General features: G+C 53.3%; 17 protein-coding genes and 1 other RNA gene. 8 read left to right on the forward strand and 10 right to left on the reverse strand.

Translation table 11 applies throughout. The annotated features are described in order from the left end of the window. Nucleotides 1–174 precede the first annotated feature (174 nt). A complete protein-coding gene (locus ACOTX2_RS04380; protein ID WP_063148166.1) occupies nucleotides 175–1,395 on the reverse strand; it encodes a diguanylate phosphodiesterase in 1,221 nt (406 codons plus the stop codon). 339 nt (nucleotides 1,396–1,734) lie between these two features. On the opposite strand from ACOTX2_RS04380, the gene ycgZ reads away from it, so the two are divergent. The 4 genes from ycgZ (at nucleotide 1,735) to fdhF (ending at nucleotide 4,951) form a co-directional block, all read left to right on the forward strand. Next, a complete protein-coding gene (gene ycgZ, locus ACOTX2_RS04385; RefSeq protein WP_046620268.1) occupies nucleotides 1,735–1,974 on the forward strand; it encodes a regulatory protein YcgZ in 240 nt (79 codons plus the stop codon). A gap of 4 nt (nucleotides 1,975–1,978) precedes the next feature. Beyond that, a complete protein-coding gene (locus tag ACOTX2_RS04390) occupies nucleotides 1,979–2,299 on the forward strand; it encodes a hypothetical protein (protein ID WP_063148167.1) in 321 nt (106 codons plus the stop codon). A 29-nt stretch (nucleotides 2,300–2,328) separates the two neighbouring features. Further along, the gene (locus ACOTX2_RS04395; RefSeq protein ID WP_022647868.1) at nucleotides 2,329–2,607 is read left to right on the forward strand and encodes a biofilm/acid-resistance regulator YmgB/AriR; all 279 of its coding nucleotides are present in this window, start codon (nucleotides 2,329–2,331) and stop codon (nucleotides 2,605–2,607) included. 193 nt (nucleotides 2,608–2,800) lie between these two features. After that, a complete protein-coding gene (gene fdhF / locus ACOTX2_RS04400) occupies nucleotides 2,801–4,951 on the forward strand; it encodes a formate dehydrogenase subunit alpha (protein ID WP_063148168.1) in 2,151 nt (716 codons plus the stop codon). A gap of 52 nt (nucleotides 4,952–5,003) precedes the next feature. Here the strand turns inward: fdhF and ACOTX2_RS04405 are convergent, their stop codons facing one another. The 6 genes from ACOTX2_RS04405 to ACOTX2_RS04430 are packed head-to-tail and all read right to left on the reverse strand — an operon-like array spanning nucleotide 5,004 to nucleotide 11,008. Continuing rightward, nucleotides 5,004–5,657 carry a helix-turn-helix transcriptional regulator gene (locus tag ACOTX2_RS04405; protein ID WP_063148169.1) on the reverse strand — a complete coding sequence of 218 codons (654 nt, stop codon included), beginning with the start codon at nucleotides 5,655–5,657 and terminating at the stop codon, nucleotides 5,004–5,006. A 41-nt stretch (nucleotides 5,658–5,698) separates the two neighbouring features. Then, complete coding sequence (locus ACOTX2_RS04410) at nucleotides 5,699–6,211, reverse strand: fimbrial protein (protein WP_022647865.1); 513 nt, start codon at nucleotides 6,209–6,211, stop codon at nucleotides 5,699–5,701. An 11-nt stretch (nucleotides 6,212–6,222) separates the two neighbouring features. Then, nucleotides 6,223–7,170, reverse strand: a complete 948-nt coding sequence (locus ACOTX2_RS04415) for a fimbrial protein (protein ID WP_032676314.1) — start codon at nucleotides 7,168–7,170, stop codon at nucleotides 6,223–6,225. A gap of 1 nt (nucleotide 7,171) precedes the next feature. Then, entirely contained in the window at nucleotides 7,172–9,715 is a 2,544-nt protein-coding gene (locus tag ACOTX2_RS04420; RefSeq protein WP_063148170.1) for a fimbria/pilus outer membrane usher protein, read from the reverse strand. Nucleotides 9,716–9,742: 27 nt separating this feature from the next. Next, a complete protein-coding gene (locus ACOTX2_RS04425) occupies nucleotides 9,743–10,420 on the reverse strand; it encodes a fimbrial biogenesis chaperone (protein ID WP_058677984.1) in 678 nt (225 codons plus the stop codon). Between the two features lie 57 nt (nucleotides 10,421–10,477). After that, nucleotides 10,478–11,008 (reverse strand): fimbrial protein, encoded by a 531-nt coding sequence (locus ACOTX2_RS04430; RefSeq protein ID WP_022647861.1) that lies wholly within the window; start codon nucleotides 11,006–11,008, stop codon nucleotides 10,478–10,480. Between the two features lie 354 nt (nucleotides 11,009–11,362). Here ACOTX2_RS04430 and ACOTX2_RS04435 point away from each other — a divergent pair, with 354 nt between their 5' ends. Next, the gene (locus ACOTX2_RS04435) at nucleotides 11,363–12,022 is read left to right on the forward strand and encodes a winged helix-turn-helix transcriptional regulator (protein ID WP_022647860.1); all 660 of its coding nucleotides are present in this window, start codon (nucleotides 11,363–11,365) and stop codon (nucleotides 12,020–12,022) included. 77 nt (nucleotides 12,023–12,099) lie between these two features. Beyond that, entirely contained in the window at nucleotides 12,100–12,729 is a 630-nt protein-coding gene (locus tag ACOTX2_RS04440) for a helix-turn-helix domain-containing protein (protein WP_063148172.1), read from the forward strand. Nucleotides 12,730–12,775: 46 nt separating this feature from the next. Here the strand turns inward: ACOTX2_RS04440 and ACOTX2_RS04445 are convergent, their stop codons facing one another. The 3 genes from ACOTX2_RS04445 to ydiJ form a co-directional block, all read right to left on the reverse strand. Next, nucleotides 12,776–12,970, reverse strand: a complete 195-nt coding sequence (locus ACOTX2_RS04445; RefSeq protein ID WP_003857766.1) for a YdiH family protein — start codon at nucleotides 12,968–12,970, stop codon at nucleotides 12,776–12,778. Nucleotides 12,971–13,055: 85 nt separating this feature from the next. Continuing rightward, entirely contained in the window at nucleotides 13,056–13,466 is a 411-nt protein-coding gene (menI, locus tag ACOTX2_RS04450) for a 1,4-dihydroxy-2-naphthoyl-CoA hydrolase (protein ID WP_022647858.1), read from the reverse strand. Beyond that, complete coding sequence (gene ydiJ, locus ACOTX2_RS04455) at nucleotides 13,463–16,519, reverse strand: D-2-hydroxyglutarate dehydrogenase YdiJ (protein ID WP_063148173.1); 3,057 nt, start codon at nucleotides 16,517–16,519, stop codon at nucleotides 13,463–13,465. Before ydiJ ends, menI begins: the two co-directional genes overlap by 4 nt. 199 nt (nucleotides 16,520–16,718) lie before the next feature. Here ydiJ and ydiK point away from each other — a divergent pair, with 199 nt between their 5' ends. Together ydiK and rprA are read left to right on the forward strand one after the other, a co-directional pair. After that, nucleotides 16,719–17,834: an AI-2E family transporter YdiK gene (gene ydiK / locus ACOTX2_RS04460; protein WP_022647856.1), complete on the forward strand. Its 1,116-nt coding sequence runs from the start codon at nucleotides 16,719–16,721 to the stop codon at nucleotides 17,832–17,834. Between the two features lie 209 nt (nucleotides 17,835–18,043). Continuing rightward, nucleotides 18,044–18,151, forward strand: an RNA gene (rprA, locus tag ACOTX2_RS04465) — antisense sRNA RprA. The last annotated feature ends 372 nt before the right edge of the window (nucleotides 18,152–18,523 follow it).

Here is an 18,523-nt window from a genome sequence, read left to right on the forward strand (position 1 = left end):
CAATACTTCCATACCTAACCAAACCAACCTTATCAGATTGTACAAATCATTTGTATAACTAACTCCTCGTTCTGAGACAAGTGAATGGCTCAAAGAACCACTCACTCGTTAATATATTGTTGTATAAATTTAGCCGTACGTACAGGTCACTTTTAACAGTTACGTACAGGTTTTTTATAAATCGTACTTTTTCTCGGGCCAGGCAATCGCCGGAATGCCCCCCAGACGCGGGCTGGCGAAAAGGTGACCCTGGAACTGAGAAATCCCGGCAGATTCCAGCCACATCCACTCTTCAGCCAGCTCTACGCCTACCGCACAGAACAGAATTTCCAGGGACGCGCAGCATTTAATAATTGACTGAATGATCGCCTGACGCGGGCCGCTCTTGTGCACGTTGGCAATCAAATCACGGTTGATCTTGATTCTGTCCGGCTGGAACTGGGCCAGCAGTTGCAGACCGGCGAATCCCGCGCCAAAGTGATCGATGGCCACGCTGATCCCGGCGCTTTTAAGCTGTCTGACCGCGCTGGTGAACTCTTCAAAGCGCGAGATGGCCTCGCTCTCGGTGAACTCGACTACAATTTGCTCCGGCACAAAACCGTTCGCCTCAATTGCCGTCAGTAAAAAATCGACGGCGCCAGGAACATTGACCAGCGTCATCGGCAGCAGATTAATGGACAATGTTTGAGTCTGTAGGCCCAGCGCGCTGGCCATCGACAAAGCCACCTGTTTACTCTTCAGATCCGATTCGTACAGCGCCTCACGCGACAGGTTGGCAAAATAGCTTTCCGGGGACTCACCGGACGGCGTGCGGATCAGGGCTTCCCAGGAAACAACCTGCTGCATAAACGGATCGACGATAGGTTGAAACGCGAAACTACAGTCCGCTCCCTTTGCCACTACCGTCGGCTGGGAGGATAACGGCGTGTTTTCGGTGATAAACTCCCAGGCGTCAGCAGGAGGCAGCTCAAAGTAGTTGGCTTTTTCAGTGGCCTCAACGAAGGTGCGGAAAAATTGCAGGGCGCGATCGTTATAGGTTAGCTGATAGCGGCTTGTGCCTTTATCAAGAACCTGTTGCAGCACTTCGTTGGTGTCGTACTGACGAAGGTCGAAGAGCTCCATACCCACATTGCCAAAACGTCTTGAAGGCCCGTGATCGCTCAACAATTCGACCACGTTGTGATGCCGTGGGTCACGGCAGATGAGCTCATAGATCTCCTTAACGTTATCAGCGGGCCCTTCAAGTAACTGAAAAAAGTGTGTGCCGTTAAACAGCAAAATCCCCGTCACATCGAACTGGCGATTTCTACAATTTGCAGCAGCGACCATGTCTTCCAGCGCTTTCACTGGAACGTCCTCGCAGATATGACTGCGGTAAATGATGGTTGTGAGCATGCTAATCCTGAAGATTGAGGGGGTGACCACGAAAACACGTGGGGAAAACTCTGTTATAGCACATTAATTGCCCAACAAATAATTTACATCTCAACGATTTACACGGCTTTTTTGCGTCATTTACGGGCTTGTACAACTCTGCGACGCCGCTTCGGATTGTACAATATATCTTGTGAATACCGCAGTAAATCGTATAAGAATAAGCATCTGATAAATAATGATTTTATAAAATATATTATAAAATATTTAAAAAATTGTACATTTTAAATGTACAGATTTGAAAATTATGTATACCTTAAATGTAACGTTACTGATTACAGAATTTTACAGGAGCGAAACATGCAGCAGAACGGATACGTCGCAGACTCAGCAACAGCGATTGCGCAGTACTTCGATAAAGCCGCGCTTCCAACCCAACAGGAAACCCTGGGTCAGGTTGTTGTTGAAATCCTTAGCGATGGGCGGAATCTGAATCGCAAATCGCTCTGCACAAAACTGTTGAGTCGCCTTGAAAGGGCCAATGGTCCGGAAGAGGAACATCATTATCACCTGCTTCTTGGTCTGCTCTTCGAACGTTAATGTTATGAATAGCAGTGATGCGGACAGACTGATCGACCAGCTCATTGGAGAAGCCGCTCTTTCACTTTTGAAGGAGCGAGGTCCCGTGACGACCGAGGGATTGGTTCAGCGTCTGCGTAACATGCAAGCCTGTGAGACGGATCCCCAGCGGCGGGAGACATTAGCGAGGGTGATAGCTGAAATCAGCACAGGCACGGTCGCTTTTAAAGGTCGCAGAACCGCACAAGGACGAATACAGAGAGAGGGATCTCTCAAAAATAATCGAGAAAATGTAGTGCCGTTATTTGGAAATGGAAAACCGTCCGATCCCAAAAAGATGCATTGACTACAACTTTACAGCAACGGTGAGAACAAATGAGACAAAATATTCAGCTTCAACCCGAATACCACTCCGCCTTTTTAGATAGCGCGTTGTCGGAGTATTTCCGTCACGCAGGCGATCGCTTTGCTGAAGAGTCTGCCATTTTTTCGACTGCGGTTCGTTGTGTTCTCGCTTCTGAAGGTCATCTGACCAACAAAGCGATCATTCTCTGGCTGATCCAGACGCTGGAAACCACCGACGATGTCGTTAAGGCGGATGTGATCCGCAAGACGCTGGAAATTGTTGTCGGTTATACCATGGACGATCTTTAACGCCTCTCCCTTCCCATCCCTACGGATAGCGTGTCATCGTCAATACTGACGAACAGACTGACGATGACACATCCTCTCTTCCCTGACGCCCTGTTAATCAAGCACGCTGAATGTGGCATGGATCCTGCTTAGTCCGCTAAGGGACTGGGCTTTCCAGTAAACATTGCTTCATTTCTTAACAGGTCTGTTATTGATGAAAAAAATCGCCAGCGTCTGCCCTTACTGCGGTGCAGGCTGCAAACTAAACCTCGTCGTGAAAAATAACCGGATTATCCGTGCCGAAGCCGCTGATGGCGTAACCAATCAGGGCACGCTTTGCCTGAAAGGATTCTACGGCTGGGACTTTCTTAACGACACACGGCTGCTTACCCCCCGTCTGACGCAGCCCATGATCCGCTACAGCAAAGGCGAGTCCTTTATCCCTGTTACCTGGGAAGAGGCCATTCGCTATACTGCTCACAGGATTAAAAGCATCAAAGATCAGTACGGCCCTCGATCCATTATGACCACGGGGTCCTCGCGGGGAACGGGCAATGAGACCAACTATGTGATGCAAAAATTTGCCCGTGCGGTGCTGAACACTAACAACGTCGACTGCTGCGCCCGCGTCTGTCACGGTCCGTCCGTTGCCGGTTTACAGGAGACCCTCGGCAACGGTGCCATGAGCAATTCCATTAACGATATTGAAAACTCAAAATGCCTGCTGGTGTTCGGCTATAACTGCGCCGACTCTCACCCCATCGTCGCCCGACGCGTGCTTAAAGCACGTGAAAATGGCGCAAAAATCATCGTCTGCGATCCGCGTCATATTGAAACGGCACGCATTGCCGATCTTCATCTTCAGTTGAAAAACGGCAGTAACATGGCGCTGGTCAATGCCTTTGGCTATGTCCTGCTTGAAGAGGAACTGTACGACAAAAACTACGTTGCCCGCTTCACAGAAGGGCTTGAGGCTTACCGACTGACGGTAAAAGATTACGCACCCGAGCAGGTTGAACATCTGACGGGCATTCCCGCGCGGGATGTTCGTCAGGCAATGCGCATGTTCGCGGCGGCGCCTTCAGCAACGGTAATGTGGGGAATGGGCGTTACGCAGTTTGGTCAGGCGGTTGATGTGGTGAAAGGTCTCTCCAGCCTGGCGCTGCTCACCGGCAACCTGGGCCGCCCTGCCGTCGGCGTAGGTCCGGTTCGCGGGCAAAATAACGTTCAGGGTGCCTGCGATATGGGCGTTTTGCCCAATATGTTCCCCGGCTACCAGGATGTCACTGACCCGGCAGTCAGACTGAAATTTGCCGATGCGTGGAAAATCAATGTCAGCCGGATGGACGATCGCGTCGGGACGCGTATCACCGAAGTGCCGCATCTCGCGCTGGAAGGTAAGATCAAAGCCTATTACATCATGGGGGAAGATCCGCTTCAGACAGAAGCCGATCTGGGCCTGGTCCGCCGCGGCTTTGAGTCCCTCGATTTTGTGGTGGTTCAGGACATCTTTATGACCAAAACGGCAGAGGTGGCTGACGTACTGCTCCCTGCCACGTCATGGGGAGAACATGCTGGCGTGTTCACCTGTGCCGATCGCGGCTTCCAGCGTTTTGGCAAGGCCATTGAGGCCAGCGGCAACGTCAAGCGCGACTGGGAGATCATCAGCCTGCTGGCCACGGAGATGGGCTATCCCATGCATTACGAGAATAACCAGCAGATCTGGGACGAAATGCGCGAGCTGTGCCCCCTCTTCTACGGCGTGACCTACGAAAAAATGGGCGAGATGGGCCATGTCCAGTGGCCCTGCCCAACCCTTGATCATCCCGGCACACCCTATCTGTACAGTGATAATCAGTTCGACACACCCACTGGCAAAGGCCAGCTGTTTGCTGCCCCCTGGCGCGCTCCGGCCGAGACACCGGATACGGATTACCCGCTGGTACTTTGCACGGTGCGCGAAGTCGGTCACTACTCCTGTCGCTCAATGACCGGGAACTGCGCGGCGCTGCAAAGCCTGGCCGACGAGCCAGGCCGGGTGCAAATGAACCCGGCCGACGCGGATGAGCGTGGAATCGCCGACGGCCAATTGGTCTGGGTACGTTCACGCCGGGGTAAAGTGATCACGCGCGCCAGCATCAGCGAGCGCATCAATGCGGGAGCAATCTATATGACCTACCAGTGGTGGATTGGCGCCTGTAATGAGCTGACGCAGGATAATCTAGACCCGATCTCCAGAACGCCTGAAACGAAATATTGCGCCGTGCAGATGGAGGCGATCGAGGACCAGCGCTGGGCGGAGGATTTTGCGGCTTCTGCGTACCAGACCATGAAGACGCGATTGATCGCTGCGGTTAACGTTTAAATGCATTGCCGGGTGGTGGCTATCACTGCCCGGCCAGCTATCCGCTGGCGTTTTACGCTATCTGTTCTGCATAATTATTTTCAAGGTAATCGCGAAGCAGGTTCGGACGGTTCTTTTTCTCCATCAGCCTTCTCAACAGTACGATCAGCTCGTAATCGCTTCGCAGATTAAATTTTTGCATCAGCATATATTTATGGGTAAAGACCGTTTTCTGGCTCATCTCCAGCGCCTGAGCGGTCTGCACTACCGACAGCCCTCGGTAAAAATTGACCAGAATACGAATTTGTTGCCGGGATAACCCTTTATGCTGGCATTCGAAGCAGTTATGTTTAGTCCATGTATAACCCGGTAATTGCGTCCTGAACCACGCGATAAACAGTACGCCACTGATACGATCAAGCGATGCACGGCGAGGGAGAAAAATAATGTCCTGAAAGCAGGAGGGCAACGCCGAAAAGCGCAGTTCATCGTCGACAAACCCTAGCACAATCCCTTTTTGCCGGGCGAGTAACTCGGGAAAACAGGTCAGTGTTTCACCCTGGCATAATGACAGGACAATAATATCGGCCTGACTGACGTTTTCATGGGTCAGCGCCAGGTTAAATGTGATGGCACGATGAAAGTTATGTTTAAAAAAACCCTCGAAAAATTCATGTAGCCCAGCCTGAAAAAATAGATCGGTTTCCTGAATCAGAATATTTAACATAGCTCATACCAACGTCTTTAAAAAAGGCATATCACCGGCGCTCAGTTGTACTGCATCGTCATCACCACAACTGCACTGATGCTTCCCGGCGTGACGCCACCCGTCACGGATTTAACCGAGGCCTGCATAGCCATTGTCGCGGTTCTGTCAGCACCAATAGTTTGAGTCATGCCAGAGCCTGTTCCTTTAAGCGTACCCGTTTGGGCATCGCGCATGGCTATCGCCACGTGCGTGGCCGAACCGCTGTTCATAAAATAGTCCGCGCCCGCCGCGGGATCGGGGCTGCCGGTAAAAGAGACGGTCACACTCTGCGTTCCCGTTGGGCACTGGGTGAACAGCAGACTAAATGGCACCGGATCCGATGTTGAGCCCGGCGTCGCCATATTGGTTGCCTGAATATTGCCCAGATTGACATCGAGGCTGTTACTCCCGCCATTAAATATGCACGGCGACGCAACGATATTTCCCGTCACACCGATGTTGACGCTATCAGCGGTGAAAGCCTTCCCGCTGAGTAAAGCCAGTAACAGCAGTGTCCCGTATATTATTTTCATCTTCGTACCTGCTACTGATAGGTCAAATTAAGGGTGGCGGAGGCATTTGCTGAACCTGACTCCACGCGGTTCAACGTCTGGTAATATCGGGCCGTTAACGGCAATGTCTCTTGCCCGCCGGCAGACTGCCGCAAGAATAGTCGGCTGTTCATCACCAGCGGCACACCGTTATAGATAAGCTGCACCCCAACCCCTTTTGCGGTGCCGGCATTTCCCTGCCCGGTTAAGGCCATCACGCTGGTATTGGCGCTGTCCGGATTCTGTATTCCACTGAGCGAGACCGTAATATTGGTTCCGGCGGCGCAGGTTAAGCCCAGGTTTTGCGTGTTCTGTGCTCCCGCTGGCGTGGTGCCCACCACGGTGCCGAACGCCGAGGCGGGGATATCCCCGATCGGAAACGTCAGCTGTGACGTATTCACCGTGCACGCCATGGCATTAATGGTTCCGGCGGTGAGCTGCGTGGTCAGGCCGTCTCGATAGATGCCGTCGCTCCCCTGAAGCGTCACGACGCCGATCGCCCCCGGGGTTAACGCCCCCGATGAGACCGGGCCAGTCACCACCAGCTCAATCCTCCCGCCATACCAGTCGACATAGGAGGTCTGCGCATTGTACGAGAACGTATTGCTGGGGTTTTCAAAATAGGCGTTGGAGGAAAAGCGTATGCCTATCCCGCTGACGTTAGTGTTGTACACATGATTGCCGTAGCTGCTCAACGTGGCGCTGTTGTAGCGCATGCTGAATCCCAGCATCAGCGGATTAGCACATCCAGTAAGATAGGAACCGGTGGCTGTCGCCGCGCCGGAAAAGACCACCGTGCCGACAGGCGCATCACGCTGCACGTTAATCGTCCCCACGGACAGGGTTGACAGCTGCGGCGTGATGGTGGTGCACGTACCGGCACGGGCGAGGTTTCCCGCCGCGAGCAAACAGAGAAGCAAAATCACGATAAGCCATTTCATGTTAACGTTCCTGACGGCAGGAGGCGCGCATGTCAGCGATCCCACCGAATGTTGAGTGTGTCGGCAGGCTGAAATCAGCGCGGCATTGCTGGCTGGGCTGACTCCCCCATGTCGCGACTAACGTCCCCTCCTCGCGCATACCGGTTAAATAAACCTGACCGCGATCGCCCACAATAAAACTGCTGCTCTCATCACCGACAAGGGTGACCACCGCCCCAAACGGAACGGCGCGTTCGTTGTCGGTCAAGGTCATCAGCACCCGGCGACCTGACTTCGGCAAATAATCGGCTCTCACCACCGCTCCCCGCGTCGGCGTCACCGTGCGGGTGTTGATCTCCAGTTCGACATCCTCCGGCATATTTTCCGGATCGAGAGTGAGATCGTTTTTTCGGTAGACCGAAAGGTTGCTCACGACCGTATAACCGCGAACATCTGTCCGTACCCCGGGCTGATTGCGGATATCCACGCCGTGGGCGCCAGGCGCTTTAATTAAGGCGTTGGTCTCCCCCAGCGGCTGAGAAAGCGTGATGCCATCAGCATGGGCGAGAATGCCGCCTTGTAGCCCGTAATTCAGGCGTTCACTGTTTTTGTCATAACCATACCCCGCCGTGGCTTCGCCATAGGTGCCTCTGTAGTCCGCGTTAACGCTGCCGGTATAGCCCACGCCCTCTGTGCCGTATCCCTGCTGCACGTTCCAGTTCAGGGCTCGGTTTTCGAGAGCCACCCCGTTCAGACCGATGCTGTGTGTCATCCCGTTATTCCTGCTGGCGTTCATGCCATAGTTCGCCCATGTCTGCGGCAAAAATTTATCCAGCGGAATGCTGATGTTGAACGCCAGAAGCTGGTCGTGATCAGCGTTTTTTTGGTTGTCGCGGGTTTCTGACGCTGAGCGGACATTTTTGCTGTTGGTCCATGTCAGGCCATAGCTGATGTTGTGCCAGTAGTTGCTATAGCCGACGCTCCACGAAGCCATCGACTTACCGTCATTCCAGTAATCTTCCTGCGCCGCACTGAGGGTAAGCGCGCCCAGGTTGTCCCCCAGCGTCTGGCTCATCGTCAGCTCGGCACGGTTACGTCGCCTGTCCTGAAGCGCGCTGCTGTCGCCGTACGAATCGAGGACCTCCTGCATCCCGTAATAGCCGCGGGTCGAGTAGCGATACCCGGCAATCGAAAAGTTCGTCCCGGTATTAATAAAATTCTTGCTGTATCGGGCCCGCCACGACTGACCGCTTGTTTTCGCGGCATGCTCCGGCGTTGACCAGCCCTGGGTGAGGTCTGCGGATATCGCCCCGAAATCGCCCATGTTCTTGCCCACCCCCAGAGCCGCCGACTGGTACTTATCTGCCCCCTGAACGCCGCCATAGAGCGTGAGGCCGTAAGGGAGGCCGTAGATTCCGGTCAGTTGCCCGAAGGGGGTTTTCTCCACGCTACGGTTATACGATCGATACTGCCCGGCGGTAAGGGCATATTTCAGGCGCCCCTCCCGTTGCAGGACCGGCAGCGAAGCGTACGGCAGGGTGAAATGTTGCTCACTGCCATCGGCTTCGACGATCGTGACATCAAGATCGCCCGCGCCGCCGGTGGGATACATATCCGCGATCTCAAACGCGCCCGGCGCCACATAGCTTTGGTAGATTTGATAGCCATTCTGACGCACCACGACCTGCGCGTTAGTTCGCGCAATACCGCGCACCACCGGCGCATAGCCTTTCAGGGAATCCGGTAGCATGTCGTCGTCGGACGCCAGCTGGACGCCGCGAAAAGGCATGCTGTCAAAGACATCGGCAGGGGCGGAACTGTCTCCGAGCGTAAGCTGGGCTTGCAGGGGAATAATCGCGCGCTGCATCAAGGTATAGACATTGTCCCACTTATCCTGGCCGGACGCATCGCGGGACCAGGTGGTGTAGTTGCGTAACCGCCAGGGACCGACGTTGATCCCCGGTCGCAGGTTTGCATACTGACTGTCGCTGCGGGTGCCTGCCCCGCTTCTTGCCCGGCTGTTCGCGCCGCTCAGGCTGTAGTTGAGCATGGCCGCGGTAATGCCTTCATCCCACATCTCCGGCGGAACGTAACCTCTCGCTGGCAGATCTATGGCCGCCTGTGGGATGCTGATTGCCAGACGCTGGGCGCCAAACTGGAAGTCCGCGCTGGCCTGTGGAATCGCCTTGAGATCGGCGCATTCTCCTTGCCCGGCGTCGAGCTGCGGGAAAAGCGCCGTTTTCACGCCCCACGCTTTTAACTGCCTGATACTCAGGCACGGCTGCAACGTTTCACTGCCGTTAGCATCCTTCACTGCCATGAAACGAATATCCCGCGTTTCCAGCAGCCGCTCGTCAAGAATAATATCCACGTGGTACGTCCCGGGTGCCTGCGAGCCGGATTCAAAGGCAGATAAATCCGCTTTTCCCATTCCGGGATTATCCAGTTCTACCAGTTCCGTATTAAACGTCTCACTGGCCCACAGTGTGGGAGAGAAACCCGCAAGCGCGAGGGCAATGAATATTGCCAGGCGCGCAGGCTGCACTGTATTAAATGCCGTTGTCATGACGAGCACCCGATTAATGCAAAGGGATCACAAACTGGCCCGGTGTAATTCGCCAGGATTGCCATAATCGTTAATGACTTTAAACGTCAGCGTATTGCCATTGGTCCCATTCGGTAACGGGAAACGAACTGAGCCTGAAGGCATTACGTACGTGACATCGTCAAGTTTTTTACCCCCGACCGTTATTTCATTGAAATTGATAACGTACGGCGTAGGGTTATTTACCTGCAGAGCATTCCCCGCACGACGCCAGGTTAATTTGTTGGTTTGTTCCTCAGGGGTAGACGCACGAAGGCTCTCTGGCCGATAAATAAGTTTAATCCGCGTTTTGACGGCAATTTGCAGCGAGTTCATCTGCTTTGAGGCTGATGGAATAGCTTTAATGTTCAGCCAGAATAAACTCTCCTGCCCCTGAGGCAGCGAGCCTGTCATGACAATACGCTCAAGGTTTTTTTGCCCGCCATCCAGCCGATACAGCGGAGGCGTAATAATAAAAGGCGCTTTACCGGATTGCCCATCCTGAACATCAATCCACGACTGGATTAAATAAGGAACGTCATCAGGATTGGTGATACTTATTGACGCTTCTTTTTTTGCCCCATCGAAAATAATGCGGGTGCCGCCAATAACTACTCCAGCACTGGCGGATGTTAACGTCAGCGATAACAGCGCCATCGCCAGGCCAGTTGTCGTTATAAAACGCATTTCAATACCTCATAAAACAAGGGGCCGGGAAGCCCCCTGCTAATTACTGCCAATGACTTAGTTGTAAACCACTGAGAAGTTCGCGACCGAGTTAGCCGGGCCCGCGGTCACGGATGCTGCGGTGGAGATATACTGCGCGTAGAAGTTCAGTGTATTATCAGCCGTACTGCTGAGCGCGTAGGTATAGCTGTTGCTGCCGTACAGCGGCAGATCGGCTTTATCTGCAGTCATCAGGTTAATCGCTACCCCTGTGGCCGCCCCCGCCACGGACGTATCAATCGCCAGCAGGCTGGCGTTGGTTAAATCCGGCGTACCGTCAAAACGGACTTTTGCATTGGTGACCGTCACAGGACAGTTTTTCAAAATAATATTAAACTGCGTCGCAGCCGTTCTGGCTCCCGCCGTCGGGAATTCCGTTTTATAATAATCGCCCAATACCACCACCTGGTTCTGAGATGCCACATCTACGTCGCAGGCAGAATCCAGAATATTTCCGTTAAAATTAACGGTACCTGCCGCTGCAAATGCATTGGTCATGGTGAGTACAGAACCTGCCGCTAACATTGCCATCATCAATTTTTTATTCATAATTCTCTTTCCTGTATTACTTTATTTATTACCGATATTCAGTTGCAGAAATAAAACCCCTTTCGACGAATCAAAATTTATACAACTCCTTTTCTACGCACAATCGATTTTAGGGTCTAGCTGTAGACTCTCTTTTAACAAAAACAAAACAAATTATTTTGGAAATATCTTAACAATAAAGTCCCCGGTCTACTTTTAGACCTAAGTCAAAAATGTTTCAAATTCAACCAATTAACTCTCATTAATAGGCAAGTCTATAATTAGACTCGACGAAAATATTCCCTGACTAACTGTTTTTTAAGATAATTCTTTATGTCGATCAAAAAATGATCGCATCAGTGTATGAGGCCTCTTATGAACACCCGTATTGCGCCCGTTTCAGGCAATGAAATAACAACTGTGCTTGGCGCTAAGCCTCTTAAGCACATTGAAAAAATAATCGATAATGTTTTGCCGCATACCGAAAGATGCATCATGGCTAAAGGTGAAGTCATCCATTATTATTCCGGTGATATCCGCCAGTGCTTTTTACTGTTACATGGCAGCGTGGCATTGCATCGCCGAGGTGACGGTATCGTCTTAAATTCCGAATCCGCACCTTTTATACTCGGCGTGAGCAGCCAGTTTTCTTCTGAGCACCTCTACGTCAGAGCGCTGGAAACTTCAGAGGTGGCTAGCGTTACGCTGGAGCGTTTTAATCACGTAGTCGCACAACAGAATTTATGGGAGTCCTTCTCGAACCTGCTGATCTATACCGCATCGCGCGTTTACGAACATTGTGCCCAGATATCGCAGATGTCGGCTTACGACATTATCCGCTTTCAGCTGGTAGAACTGATGCAGGAGCCGGAAGCCATAAGACAAAGCATTACCGCCGCAGCCTATATCAAAAGCCGCACCTATCTTTCACGCAGCGGCATTATGCGGATCCTGGCGGAGTTGCGGACGGGGAAATACATCACTATGGAGCGCGGCGTGCTAATCGAGATCCATCACTTACCCCGCAAGTACTGAGGCTGTTTTTATCTCTGGAGAAGGTGGAAAATAAGAGCGACACTATAGAAAGTACAGTCTCTTTCCAGGTTAACGCTATGTCTTCTGACAAACCATCGCATCGCGGCTCTCCCTATGCCCAGGAACTGATTTCCCACTTACAGCCGCACTGCGCCACGTATAAAACCGATCCCGGTGAGCAACTTGATCTCCAGGTTAACGGGCAGAGTATGTGTTATTTAATTCTCGAGGGCACAATCGCGATATACAGAAGAAGCGACGACATGATGCTTACCACCGCGCGCAGTCCCGCCCTGTTTGGCCTCGCTAACCTGACGGACATATATTTTAACGATTATCTCAAAACGGTGACGCCATGCCTGATCGGCGTGCTACCAACCGATCGGGTGGCAGAAGTTATCAAAGAGAAGGCGTTATGGGGGCTGCTTTCTAATCATCTGATGTTTGTCTATAACCGCCTTTATCATAACGTCATGCCGAAAGGTGCGCCAACGGCTTACGAGATGATTCGTCAGCAGCTCATGATGCTGATGCAGGAAGATGACAACTACCGACGCAGCGTGACGGCGGAAAGGTACATCCGGGATAAAACCCGGCTTTCCCGCAGCGGCGTAATGCGGATACTGGCTGACCTGAAAACGGGCGGGTTCATCGAAATGGAAGAAGGCCGGCTCATTAAAATTAACAAGCTGCCTGCCAAATACTGATTTTCAGACACAAAAAAGGCCGCGCGGGCGGCCTTTTCTTCACTGCTCAATGGACGTGAACGCCCAACCGCCAGGCAAAGTAGATCTCTTCTTTCAGCTCGTTTGAAGAGAGCGCCAGCAAATCCGTAAATTCCAGCTCAAGTTGTTTCAGCTTTTTCAGGTACTGCGCCGGAGACAGATTGCTTTTATCGCGACGTAAATATTCAATTGCCAGCTGTGTTGGGGTTATTTCAGTATCCATGATGTCCTCGCTTATGTTCAAAACGTGACCAGTATATCACAATCAGACGGCTAATTTTTGACCAAAAGCAAGACATTCGGAAACTTTACACAACGGCCGTCGTCAGTCTGGATGAACAACACAGGCGATCCTGCTCGTCCAGAATATCAATCTGCCACACCTGATGACGACTTCCGGCGTGCAGTGCGCGGCAAACACCGCGCACGCGCCCGCTGCGAACGGAGCGGATGTGGTTGGCATTGACCTCCAGCCCGACCACCTTCTGCTCCCCTTCCGTACACAGGTAACCCGCGACCGACCCCAGCGTTTCGGCCAGCACGACGGACGCACCGCCGTGCAGCAGGCCAAACGGTTGATGAGTACGACTGTCTACTGGCATCGTCGCTTCAAGTTCGGTATCGCCAATGCGCGTAAACTGGATATCCAGCAAACCGACCATGTTTTCCGCACCCATGGCATTTAAGGCCTGCAGAGTGACCGCACGTTTCCAGATCATCCGATAATCTCCAGTAAAGCCTGCAAGGGATGGCGAACGCCGTTACCTTCCACCCGTTTCACCTGGCTGCGGCAGGAGTAGCCCGTCGCCAGACAGCGGTTACGCGGCAGGCGCTGCATTGCCTGGTGCCACGACAGCTCGTAAATGCCGAGCGAGTTAGCGTGGTTTTTGACTTCATGACCGTAGGTTCCGGCCATACCGCAGCAGCCCACGCTGACGCTTTCCAGCTTCGCGCCAAAGCGCGCGAAGATAGAAGCCCATTGGGCAGGCGCCGTCGGCAGCGCGGTCACTTCGGTACAGTGCCCAAACAGGTACCAGGATTCTCCGCTGACCTCCTGAGGGGCCGTTTGCTTCAGCACCGCAGGCAGCCACTCATGCACCAGTAAGACCTGAAAATCACCACGCTTATCGCCGAGCGTCTGCTTATATTCATCCCGGTAACAGAGCACCAGCGCCGGATCGACGCCCACCATTGGCATATCGAGCTGCGCCACGCGATTCAGGAAATCTGAAGTTTTCTGCGCGGTTTTCGCGAAGCGGGTCAGGAAACCTTTAATGTGCTGCGCCTTGCCGTTCGGCGAGAACGGCAGTACCACCGGCTGGTAGCCAATTTTCTCTGCCAGACGGACAAAATCAGCCACCACCTGCGCATCGTAATAGCTGGTAAACGGATCCTGCACCACCAGCACCACCTTCGCTTTCTGCTCAGGGCTTAATGCTTCCAGTTGTTCCAGGGTCATGTTCGCCGAGCGGTGCCCCACCAGCCGACGCTGGAGCGATGGCACCGACAGCAGCGGCAGATCCACCATGCCGATATGTTTTTCAGACAGTTTGCGCACCAGCGGCTGATTGATAAAGAAGTTAAAGGTTTTTGGCGCACGAGCCATTAGCGGCGCGTAACTCTCCACCGTTGCCACCAGATGATCGCGCATCGGGCGCAGATAACGCGTGTGGTACAGCTGGAGGAAGCGGGAACGGAATTCCGGCACGTCAATTTTAATCGGGCACTGGGTTGAACACGCCTTGCACGCCAGGCAGCCGGACATCGCCTCTTTCACCTCATGCGAGAAATCGTATTCGCCTTTATTCGCATGCCAGCTGTTGCGGGTCCGTTCGATGAGCCCGCGCAGGCTGGCGCATTTTTCCGGCAGCTCCTGTTCCAGCTTGAGCGGGTCAATGCCGCGGTCGGCCAGCAGGCGCAGCCATTCGCGCACCAGCGTCGCACGTCCTTTTGGGGAGTGGATGCGGTTGCTGGTGATTTTCATCGACGGACACATCGGGCTTTTCACATCGAAGTTGAAGCACAGCCCGTTGCCGTTGCACTCCATCGCGCCGCGCCAGGAAGCGCGTACCGCAATCGGAATTTGTCGGTCATAGGTGCCGCGCTTGACGGCGTCTACCTGCAACATCGGCGCATCAACGCCCTCTGGCGGGCAGATTTTACCCGGGTTAAGACGGTTATCAGGATCAAAAGCGGCTTTCACCTTACGCAGCTCGGCGTAGAGTTGTTCGCCAAAAAACGCCGGGCTGTACTCGGCGCGGAATCCTTTGCCATGCTCTCCCCATAACAAACCGCCATATTTGGCCGTAAGGGCCACGACCTCGTCGGAGATCTCCTTCATCAGGAGCTCCTGCTGCGGATCGCACATGTCCAGCGCCGGGCGCACGTGTAGCACACCCGCGTCAACGTGCCCGAACATGCCATAGCTCAGACCATGGCTGTCGAGCAGCGCACGAAACTCCACAATATAATCCGCCAGATGCTCCGGCGGCACGCAGGTATCTTCCGCAAATGGAATCGGCTTCGCCGCCCCTTTCGCGTTACCGAGCAGCCCCACCGCCTTTTTACGCATCGCGTAGATTCGCTCGATGCCGGAGAGGTCGTTACACAGCTGCCAGCCAATGACGCCGCCTTCCCCCTGTGCAATCAGCTCATCCAGACGCTGGCAGAGCGTGCTCACCTGGCTCTCAATCAGCTCTGCGTCATCCCCGGCGAACTCGACGATGTTCAGACCGAGCATCTCTTTATCCGGCACGTCGGTAATCAGTTCGCTCACCGAATGCCAGACAATATCTTCCCGGGCCAGGTTCAGTACTTTTGAATCAACGGTTTCCACCGACAGCGCCCGCGCCTCCACCATAAACGGGGCATTACGCAGCGCGGAGTCAAAGGAGTTGTATTTGACGTTCACCAGACGGCGCACCTTCGGCAGCGGGGTGATATCCAGACGCGCTTCGGTGATAAAGGCCAGCGTACCTTCTGACCCGGTCAGTACGCGGGTAAGATCGAACTGGCTCAGATCGTCATTAAAGACATGGCGCAGATCGTAGCCCGTCAGGAAGCGATTGAGCTTCGGGAATTTGTCGAGGATCAGTTCGCGATTTTCGCGGCAGCGCTCCAGCACGGTGCGATAAATCCGTCCGCTGGTGGTGCTCTCTTTTGCCAGCGTTTCAGCCAGTTCGACCGGCAACGGCTGGGTATCGAGAATATCGCCCCCCAGCAGCACCGCCCGCACACCCATGACGTGATCGGAGGTTTTGCCGTAGACCAGCGAGCCCTGCCCTGAGGCATCGGTGTTGATCATCCCGCCAAGGGTTGCGCGGTTACTGGTGGAAAGCTCGGGCGCAAAAAAATAGCCATACGGTTTTAAAAACTGATTCAGTTGATCTTTGATTACCCCCGCTTCCACACGCACCCACCCCTCTTCCGGGTTGATCTCAATGATGCGATTCATATAGCGGGACATATCAACGATGATGCCCTGGTTCAGCGCCTGCCCATTGGTGCCCGTCCCGCCCCCGCGCGGGGTAAAGACCAGGGAGCTGAAACGCTCCTGCGACGCCAGACGGGCGATGAGGGCCACATCGGCGGTAGAGCGCGGGAAAACGACGGCATCGGGAAGAAGCTGGTAAATACTGTTATCGGTTGCCATCGTCAGCCTGTCGGCATAATCGGTGGCGGTATCACCTGTAAAACCCTGTTGCTCCAGTGCCTGCAAAAAATTAAGCACCAATTGAACGACGCCCGGTGCCTGAGAAATCTGTGGGATCATTGCTGTCGACCCTAATGAGAATAGTGTGAAATCGTTTGCGTTGTGTCTGGAAAGTTTTATCACATTTTTTTCTTATGTGCTTCGTAGAATTACGGGCAAAATCCGCCTGTCAAAAATCGCTGAAATCACTAATGATTAGAGAGATGCGGTTTATATTCCCATCAGCCTTGCTGGTGTTCATTTAAGGAAAGTTTCGTTTATGGTCAATCTTCGTCAGCCCAGGGATGTCGCACAGATACTGCTGTCGGTGCTGTTCTTAGCCATTATGATTATTGCGTGTCTGTGGATTGTTCGTCCTTTCGTGCTCGGATTTGCCTGGGCCGCGACCGTCGTGGTCGCAACCTGGCCTTTACTCTTACGTTTGCAGAAACTGCTGTTTGGTCGCCGCGGCCTTGCCGTGCTGGTGATGACGCTGCTGCTGTTCCTGCTGTTTATTATTCCCATTGCGCTGCTGGTTAACAGCCTGGTTGACAGCAGCGGCCCGGTTATTCGCGCGGTCACCAGCGGTGACATGACGCTGCCGGATCTCGCGTGGCTGAACAGCATTCCTGTTGTGGGCGCAAAACTATACAGCGGCTGGCACAGCCTGCTGGAGATGGGCGGTAGCGCCCTGATGGCCAAAGTGCGCCCGTACATCGGCACAACCACCACCTGGTTTGTCGGGCAGGCTGCGCATATTGGTCGCTTCATGATGCACTGTACGTTGATGCTGGTCTTCAGCGCCCTGCTGTACTGGCGCGGCGAGCAGGTTGCGCTGGGGGTACGCCATTTCGCCACCCGGCTGGCAGGTAAACGCGGCGATGCGGCCGTGCTGCTGGCAGCCCAGGCCGTTCGCGCGGTAGCGCTCGGCGTGGTGGTCACAGCGCTGGTGCAGGCTGTGCTTGGCGGCATCGGGCTGGCGGTTTCCGGCGTACCTTATGCCACCATTTTCACCGTTGTCATGCTGATGACCTGTCTGGCACAGCTTGGTCCGCTGCTGGTGCTGGTTCCCTGCATTATCTGGCTTTACTGGACGGGGGACACGACCTGGGGCACGGTGCTGCTGGTCTGGAGTTGCGTGGTGGGCACCATGGATAACGTGATTCGTCCTCTCCTCATCCGCATGGGCGCTGATCTGCCGCTGATTCTAATCCTGTCCGGGGTGATCGGGGGGTTGATTGCCTTCGGCATGATTGGCCTGTTTATCGGTCCGGTGCTGCTTGCGGTAACCTGGCGTCTCTTCTCTGCCTGGGTGCATGAAGTGCCGCCACCCGGAACCGATCCGGACCTCATCTTAAGCGAACTTGAAGAGCTGGAAGATAAGAACGCGCAGTAATAACCTTTGCCGGGTGGCGCTAACGCTTACCCGGCCTACACTCTTCGCAGGAATACTTAAACGTTGCTAAACTATTTATTCTCTGCGCACTGGTCAGACCCGCCTTTTCATGCCTAAAACCGTCATTCTCTTCAAGAAATCTTTACCTCCCTTTAACTATTGAGACGAATCCGATCGACTCATAAAGTTGGCATGCCTACTATTAAGACACGGTTATAAATCAACACCTTGATTTATAAGCATGGAAATCCCCTGAGTGAAACAACGAATTGCTGTGTGTAGTCTTTGCCCATCTCCCACGATGGGCTTTTTTTTTATTTACCTTATGCTGAGCGCAAAGGATTTAGGCGTGTTTTAAACGAAAAAACCGTTCATTACAGACGGATGAATAGCGATGAAAGAGTTTTACTGTTTAGTTCCATACGTCATAAGCATATGCCATTTCACTATCTACTGAATATCTTTCTCGTACCGCCAGGTGTTCCTTTTACTCTGAATTATTAGTAGCCTCTGCCCGTTCATCAGCGCGAGCACGTTCACGTTGTAATGAGCATCACCACGTATAACGCGGCTGACCACTGCAGGAGCAGCGCCTGCACCTTTTTCTTCTGTCAATAATAGTTATGTGGGTTATTTTCCCGCCATAAGAAAAAAGATAAACGTCAAGGCAAGCACAGTAAATGATATAA

The organism is Enterobacter cloacae complex sp. IR5412, from assembly GCF_049237385.1.
Lineage (GTDB): Bacteria > Pseudomonadota > Gammaproteobacteria > Enterobacterales > Enterobacteriaceae > Enterobacter > Enterobacter intestinihominis.